Consider the following 6,807-nt stretch of genomic DNA (forward strand, 5'->3'; position numbering starts at 1 on the left):
GAATCATCCCATTCGTAGCAGAACTTTTAAAAGCAGTAATGTAAGTTCATTATCTTACTATACAAAAAAGAGGAGGAAATAATATGGCAATCGCAATGGCAGTTTTAAAATTTGTAGGTGGAATCATCCCRTTCGTAGCAGAACTTTTAAAAGCAGTAATGTAAGTTCGTTATCTTACTATRCAAAATAAGAGGAGGAAATAATATGGCAATCGCAATGGCAGTTTTATCATTCTTAGGTGGAGTAATTCCATTAGTAGCAACACTTCTAAAAGCATTTATGTAATATAATTATCCGCACTTATTTTTAAAAATTATCATACAAATGATCTGCATATCAAGAATGAATTGATGTGCAGATCATTTGTGTGAGCAAACTTTAAACAAGAAAAAGGGTTCGGGTACAAAAATCCCAAGACTCTTGCAAGTAATCTCCTAATCTTGGACATACTGATAGTATGACTCTAAAAAAGGTGCGTGATCAGTAGGGAAAAGGAAAATTTGTTTAAATGGAAGCATTATCAGCCTGAAATAATCTTATTAACAGTAAGGTGGTATCTACGGTACAATTTGAGCTTCCGTAACCTGGTGGAAATGATGGAGGAAAGAGGATTATCAATTACTCACACAACGATTATGCGCTGGGTTCATCAATATGGACCTCAATTAGAAGAGAAAGTACGACATCATCTTAAATCAACAAATGACTCGTGGAGAGTCGATGAAACCTATATGAAAGTAAAAGATCAATGGATGTACTTATATCGTGCAGTCGATTCAGAAGGAAATACCATTGATTTTTACCTAAGTAAATCAAGAGATACACAAGCAGCCAAGCGCTTTTTCAAGAAAGCCTTGGCTTTTTYGTATGTTTCTAACTAACAATTTTGCACCAGAACCCATATTATGCAATATTACATAATGTGCTTATATTTACTTCATGTTATATTAATAATTTACGATAAAAATATAGACTAATAAAAAAGGAGATAAATTATGTTACCAAATATCGTTCGTACTCCAAAGAAAAAGAAGAAGAAATGGATTATCATTGGGGTTATTGCATTAATTATTGTCATTGCAGCCATCAATATTTTTGTGATGCAAGGTAAGAAAAAAGGTGAGGCAAAGGCAGATGCTGTTAGCTTCGAAAAAGTAACAGAACGTAAACTTAATAATACAAAATTGATTTCGGGACAAGTAAAGCCTGGGAATATTGAGAGCTTCTATGCAGAACCGACAAAAGGAAAAGTAAAGGATATTGTGGTGAAAGAAGGGCAAGAAGTAGAAAAAGGAACGAAATTATTCTCCTATGATAATGAAGAAATTAATCTACAATTGAAGCAGGCTGAGCTTGATCAAAAAATGGCAAGTATGCGCTATGATCAAGGGGAAAAGAAAATAGAGTCACTAAATAAAGAGATTAAGAAAGCAAAAGATAGCGGTGCTGGCAAAGAAGTAACAGACCCTTTAGAAGAACAAGTAAGTGAATTAGAGATGCAGCAAAAAACAACTGGCCTAGAGAAAGAAAAAGGTCAATTACAAACAGAGCAGTTAAAGAAAAAACAAAATGAACTTACTATTTATAGTAATTTTTCGGGTGTTGTACAAAAGCTAGATAAAGATGCAGCACAAAGCTCAGCGCAAGCAATGGGCGGACAAGGAAAAGCATTCTTACAAATTGCTTCTAAAGATCCATTCCAAATTCAAGGGACATTAACAGAAATTCAAAAATCAAAAATTCAAAAAGATCAAACATTCACTGTAACTACAAAAACGAATAGTAAGAAGAAGTGGACAGGGAAGATCATAGAAGTAAGTGAGTTCCCAACGAGTGCAGAAATGGCAGCAGCTGGCGCAGGCGGTGAAGTAACACAAAATATGTCTCAGTATACATATAAAGCTAGTTTAGATGGACAAGAAGGATTGTCTCCAGGCTATCATGTATCCTTACAAGTCAGTTTAGAAAACAAGAATATGATTGCTGTTCCTAGCAAGAGCATTGTAGAAAAAGGCGAAGATGCATTTGTTTATGTAGAAGAAAAAGGAAAGCTTCGTAAACAAAATGTGAAAAAAGGTTCTACTGATGGAGACTGGATAGAAGTTCTTGAAGGCGTAACAGTGGGGCAAAAGGTGGTTAAAAATCCTTCCGACAACGTGTATGACGGAATGGAAGTGAAAGAAAAATGATTACGTTAAATAACATTCATAAAACATATTATCAAGGGCAGCTTGCGGTACCGATTTTACATGGCATTAGCTTGACAATTCAAAGTGGTGAATTTGTGTCGATTATGGGGCCTTCTGGTTCAGGAAAATCAACACTTATGAATATTATCGGTTGCTTAGATCGTCCAACAGAGGGTGAATACATATTGAACGCTGTGAATATCTTAACAGCAGACGAGTCAAAACTTGCACTCATTCGTAATGAATATATCGGCTTTGTATTCCAGCATTTCAACTTATTGCCACGTCTTTCAGCAGTAGAAAATGTAGAACTTCCACTTATATATGGTGGTGTAAAGAAAGCAGAGCGCCGCGAGAGAGCTCTTGAAGCACTTGGGAAAGTCGGATTATCCGACCGCGTGCATCACTTGCCAAGCGAACTTTCAGGTGGGCAAAAGCAGCGTGTTGCTATCGCACGTTCCATTGCGAATGATCCAACGTTTATTATGGCCGATGAGCCAACTGGTGCTCTTGATACGAAGTCAGGGGAACAAGTTATGGATATTTTTACAAAGTTAAATGCAGAAGGTACGACGATTGTTATGGTTACGCATGAAGAGGAAGTTGCTGCATATTCTTCACGCCGTATTGTGTTAAGAGATGGGAAAATTACAGAAGACAGAAGGTGTGCGGTATGAGTTTACTAGATAGTATCAAAATTGCCCTATCTTCTATTCTAGCTCATAAGCTGCGCTCAGCCCTTACAATGCTTGGGATTATTATCGGTGTAGGTTCTATTATTACCGTTGTTGCGATTGGGCAGGGCGGGGAAGCTGCATTAAAATCACAATTTGTTGGTTCTGGAAATGGTGTGATTTCTATTCATTATAAGGCCGACATGAATGATCCATCCGGTATGGAATCAATAGGACAACCGAAATTGACGGAAGAAGATATTTTTGAAATTAAGAAGATTCCAGAGATTGCACATGTAATTAAGACAAATTCAAATATGGAAACACTTGATGTTAATGATAAAAAAGAAATGGTAAATATAAAAGGGCTAGACGATGAATACTTTGCTGTAAATAAAGTTAAGGTAAAAAAAGGTCGTTCTTTAAATGATACAGATATTGAACAAGGAAATAATGTTGTCATGATTAGCACTGGTTTAGAAAAAAAGATATTTGAAAAAGAGAATCCCATTGGAAAAATCATCGAAATGAAAGGCCAGCCAATGCAAATCATTGGTGTATATGAAGCGACAGGTGGATTTATGGGAATGGGAGATTCCGAGGCGTTAATTTCATTAACGTTATGGCCAACGTTGTATGGAACAGATGAAATTCAAAGTATTTCTGTTCAAGCGAAAAAAGTCGATAATTTAGATGCTGCTGGAAAGAAAGCAGCTGATGTATTAAATAGTCGTAAGCCAAGTGAGTTTACAGGTAAATATGAGGTACTAAACTTAAAAGAAATTCAAGAGGGTATTTCTAAAATGACAAATATCATGACGATGATTATCGGTGGTATTGCTGGTATCTCACTAGTCGTTGGTGGTATCGGTGTTATGAACATTATGCTTGTATCTGTAACAGAGCGTACTCGTGAGATTGGGGTACGTAAAGCACTTGGAGCAACGCGTAGTAAAATCTTACTACAGTTCTTAATTGAAGCTGTTATGTTAACGCTTCTTGGAGGACTAATTGGAATTGGCCTTGGGTATGGCGGTGCATATATTGTGTCAACATTTGCAAAATGGCCACCACTTGTTTCATGGCAAGTAGTCGTTGGTGGTGTGTTATTCTCTATGACACTTGGTATTATTTTCGGGTTGATTCCAGCGAACAAAGCAGCAAAATTAGATCCAATTGAAGCCCTTCGTTATGAATAAGTTTATTAGTAGAAAGCTCTTTATTTAATGTGGTTCTGATAAAAAGATAAAACAGAAAAAAATCCCTCGTTCCTTTGAAGTGACCCCACAAAGTTAGACATGTTATTTCATTAAGCGGATTTTGGGGCATGAGTTCGGTATTGTACGAGGGCTCATGCCTTTTAGTTTTGCTTTAATTCGTTTGTTGTTGTAGTAATTTATATATTTTGCTAGTTCTTTCTGTCTCATTAAAAAATGTTTTAGACTATAGAAAAAAGTATTAGACTGTTAAATAATAGTTGTAGACTGAAAAGGTGTTTTCTGCACATGAAAGCACTTTTTGCTAACATAAAGTATCACAAAACCTTTAAAAGTCCCTTCAAGTACTGAAGGGACTTTCCATTCACATAATCAGTGTTATCGGAAGTAATTCTTGAATTAGGTGTTTTTGTTTTTGGTAGCATAAACAATTGCACCTATCGCACATAAATAAACTGGAAAAACTATAAATAAATATGCTACGCCTTCAAGCCCCCTAATTACTACTAAACCATAATATATCGAATAGGTTGAACCTAACATGGATAAAATTGCAGGTAAAAATAAAATCACTTTTGATTTAAACATCTTTTTAAGTAAAAAGGTGATTCCTAAAATCGCCAAACCAATTATAATTCCTGTAACTATTGGTATCCAGATCATCATAAAATCTCTCTCCTCTCCATATGTAACAAATTTCACCATTATAAATAGTGAGGTATTCTACATTTCTTCACTTTTTCTTTTGTATATTCTATACATGTGAAGTTAACATAACGCATCATTATACGCAGTAAACACAGAGACTAGCTCTATATTCATCAAGGATTAGACCTATTTCTCTTTTAAAAGATTTATGCAAGAATATATACATTCTTGTTTTATTACGTATGTTTTCTCAGAATTGTTCTTATTTCCCGTATAAATATTGCATAGCTACTATCAACTTAAGAAATTGGTAGTTCCCCAGAACGAAGAAAATGAGTTGAATTCTCATAAATAACTGTAAAATAATAAAATTTTCGTTTTGGGGACACTTCAGAATATTAGCTTGATGGGCATGGGGTAGCACCAACATTTCGCGGCATAAACGCTTCGTTTCCTTACACATTTGTAAGCTTTTTGTCATGTATTTAGATAGTAACGAATGTATAACAATATTATATTTAATGAGTAATGTTGTTATTGTATATAAAGAAATGGAACTGCAACGATAAAAATAAATGCATTTGAAGGAGAAAATAGATATGAAATTGATGGAAGCGAATCAATCAGGTTTCGAAGATAAAGAGATTCATCCTTCAGATTATCTCATTGAAAACGCTGGGAATGAACAGTGGAATTTACATTTAGTTATAAAAAATGATATGAAGGATGCATTTAGAAAAGAGAGATTGTCTTGTTATTTAGATAAAATAACGTATCTAAACATTGGAACCTATTCTTCAGAAGAAGAAGTGGAATTCATTGTACATGCAGCTTGGGAAGAACTTAAAAATTATATAATATGAAAACACATTGAATCATTTTTTATTACTCAATTGAGGAAGCGAAAAGTGGTGCTATTTATATCGCGCCATTGACAAAGAGGGACAAACGTTTGATATTCAACTGCGTAAAAAGAGAGATACACAAGCGACATATGCTTTTATGAAAAGACTGGTTCAAACTTATGGGTTGATTACGCTAGTTCAACGGTTAGAATATGAACGTTTATGTTACAAATATCCTCGACAAATAACTATTAGTAAAAAATGTATTTCTATGACCTAATTTTACACGTATCCGCCTGAACCCCTACATAAAGAAAAAGAATCCCTTATGATTTCTCTGGGATTCTTTTTCTTGTTAAAAGTTTGCTCACACAAATGATCTGCACATCAATTCATTCTTGATATACAGATCATTTGTATGATATTTTTTTACATATAATTGCAATTTCGGAATAATGAATTTACATTACTGCTTTTAAAAGTTCTTGTACGAATGGGATGATTCCACCTAAAAATTTTAAAACTGCCATTGCGATTGCCATGTTATTTCCTCCTCTTATTTTGTATAGTAAGATAATGAACTTACATTACTGCTTTTAAAAGTTCTTGTACGAATGGGATGATTCCACCTAGAAATTTTAAAACTGCCATTGCGATTGCCATATTATTTCCTCCTTTTTTTTTGAGTATTAAGATGTTGTAAATCTTTATACTCTTATTATAGTGAGCGCATAACATTATATCAATATATTCCCGTATGCAATATTTCATATGATATAAGCTGGTTTTATTGCTATAATGGAAAAGGGAAATTCTCCAGCATTTTTCGATGTGCGGAAAAGCTAATGAACATGAAAGTTTCAGTAGGTAAAAATTGAATTTCCAATGAGTGAAAAACACTAAAAAATGATAGAAATAAGAAAAATAGCCCTTCACCTGACCCTTTTTTGGCAGGTGAAGGGCTATTTTTTTCATATTTTGGCAGGTTGCGGTGAGTTAAGCCTGCATTTGGACAGACTTCAGCCCTTGAAAACGAGCGCGTATCGATAGCCATGTAGTTCTTTGGCATCCGCTACATTTCCAGCCGTAATAAAAGTGTCTGTAATAATATTATATTTTGCGTCAGTTGTTCTATGGTCTAAGAAATGAAAACCATTTGGTTTTCCATCTCTCATTAAAAAGCCACTATCAGGATCCGTTGTACTTACACGTGTTTTTTTGATTGGGGTATCAC

At 34.6% G+C, this 6,807-nt stretch carries 5 protein-coding genes and 4 pseudogenes; 6 read left to right on the forward strand and 3 right to left on the reverse strand.

Going from position 1 to position 6,807, the window contains the following annotated elements; all coding sequences use genetic code 11:
- Positions 1 to 476: 476 nt before the first annotated feature.
- From AC1DIT_RS26525 to AC1DIT_RS26540, 4 genes and pseudogenes are all read left to right on the forward strand, one after another.
- Positions 477 to 875: pseudogene (locus AC1DIT_RS26525) on the forward strand (IS6 family transposase); the annotation flags it as partial.
- Between the two features lie 120 nt (positions 876 to 995).
- Positions 996 to 2,189, forward strand: a complete 1,194-nt coding sequence (locus tag AC1DIT_RS26530; RefSeq protein WP_016113351.1) for an efflux RND transporter periplasmic adaptor subunit — start codon at positions 996 to 998, stop codon at positions 2,187 to 2,189.
- A complete protein-coding gene (locus AC1DIT_RS26535; RefSeq protein ID WP_016113352.1) occupies positions 2,186 to 2,866 on the forward strand; it encodes an ABC transporter ATP-binding protein in 681 nt (226 codons plus the stop codon). The genes AC1DIT_RS26530 and AC1DIT_RS26535 overlap by 4 nt, the downstream gene beginning before the upstream one ends.
- A complete protein-coding gene (locus tag AC1DIT_RS26540) occupies positions 2,863 to 4,062 on the forward strand; it encodes an ABC transporter permease (protein ID WP_016131659.1) in 1,200 nt (399 codons plus the stop codon). Before AC1DIT_RS26535 ends, AC1DIT_RS26540 begins: the two co-directional genes overlap by 4 nt.
- A gap of 110 nt (positions 4,063 to 4,172) precedes the next feature.
- On the opposite strand, the pseudogene AC1DIT_RS26545 reads toward AC1DIT_RS26540, so the two are convergent.
- Positions 4,173 to 4,272 (reverse strand): annotated as a pseudogene (locus AC1DIT_RS26545) (IS3 family transposase); the annotation flags it as partial.
- Between the two features lie 207 nt (positions 4,273 to 4,479).
- On the reverse strand, positions 4,480 to 4,746 hold the full coding sequence (locus tag AC1DIT_RS26550) for a hypothetical protein (RefSeq protein ID WP_016113354.1): 267 nt from the start codon (positions 4,744 to 4,746) through the stop codon (positions 4,480 to 4,482).
- 581 nt (positions 4,747 to 5,327) lie between these two features.
- Here AC1DIT_RS26550 and AC1DIT_RS26555 point away from each other — a divergent pair.
- Positions 5,328 to 5,591 (forward strand): hypothetical protein, encoded by a 264-nt coding sequence (locus tag AC1DIT_RS26555; protein WP_016113355.1) that lies wholly within the window; start codon positions 5,328 to 5,330, stop codon positions 5,589 to 5,591.
- A 43-nt stretch (positions 5,592 to 5,634) separates the two neighbouring features.
- A pseudogene (locus tag AC1DIT_RS26560) lies at positions 5,635 to 5,757 on the forward strand (DDE-type integrase/transposase/recombinase); the annotation flags it as partial.
- An 877-nt stretch (positions 5,758 to 6,634) separates the two neighbouring features.
- Here AC1DIT_RS26560 and AC1DIT_RS26565 read toward each other — a convergent pair.
- Positions 6,635 to 6,807 (reverse strand): annotated as a pseudogene (locus AC1DIT_RS26565) (IS5/IS1182 family transposase); the annotation flags it as partial.

It is taken from the genome of Bacillus sp. 05T22 (assembly GCF_056396765.1).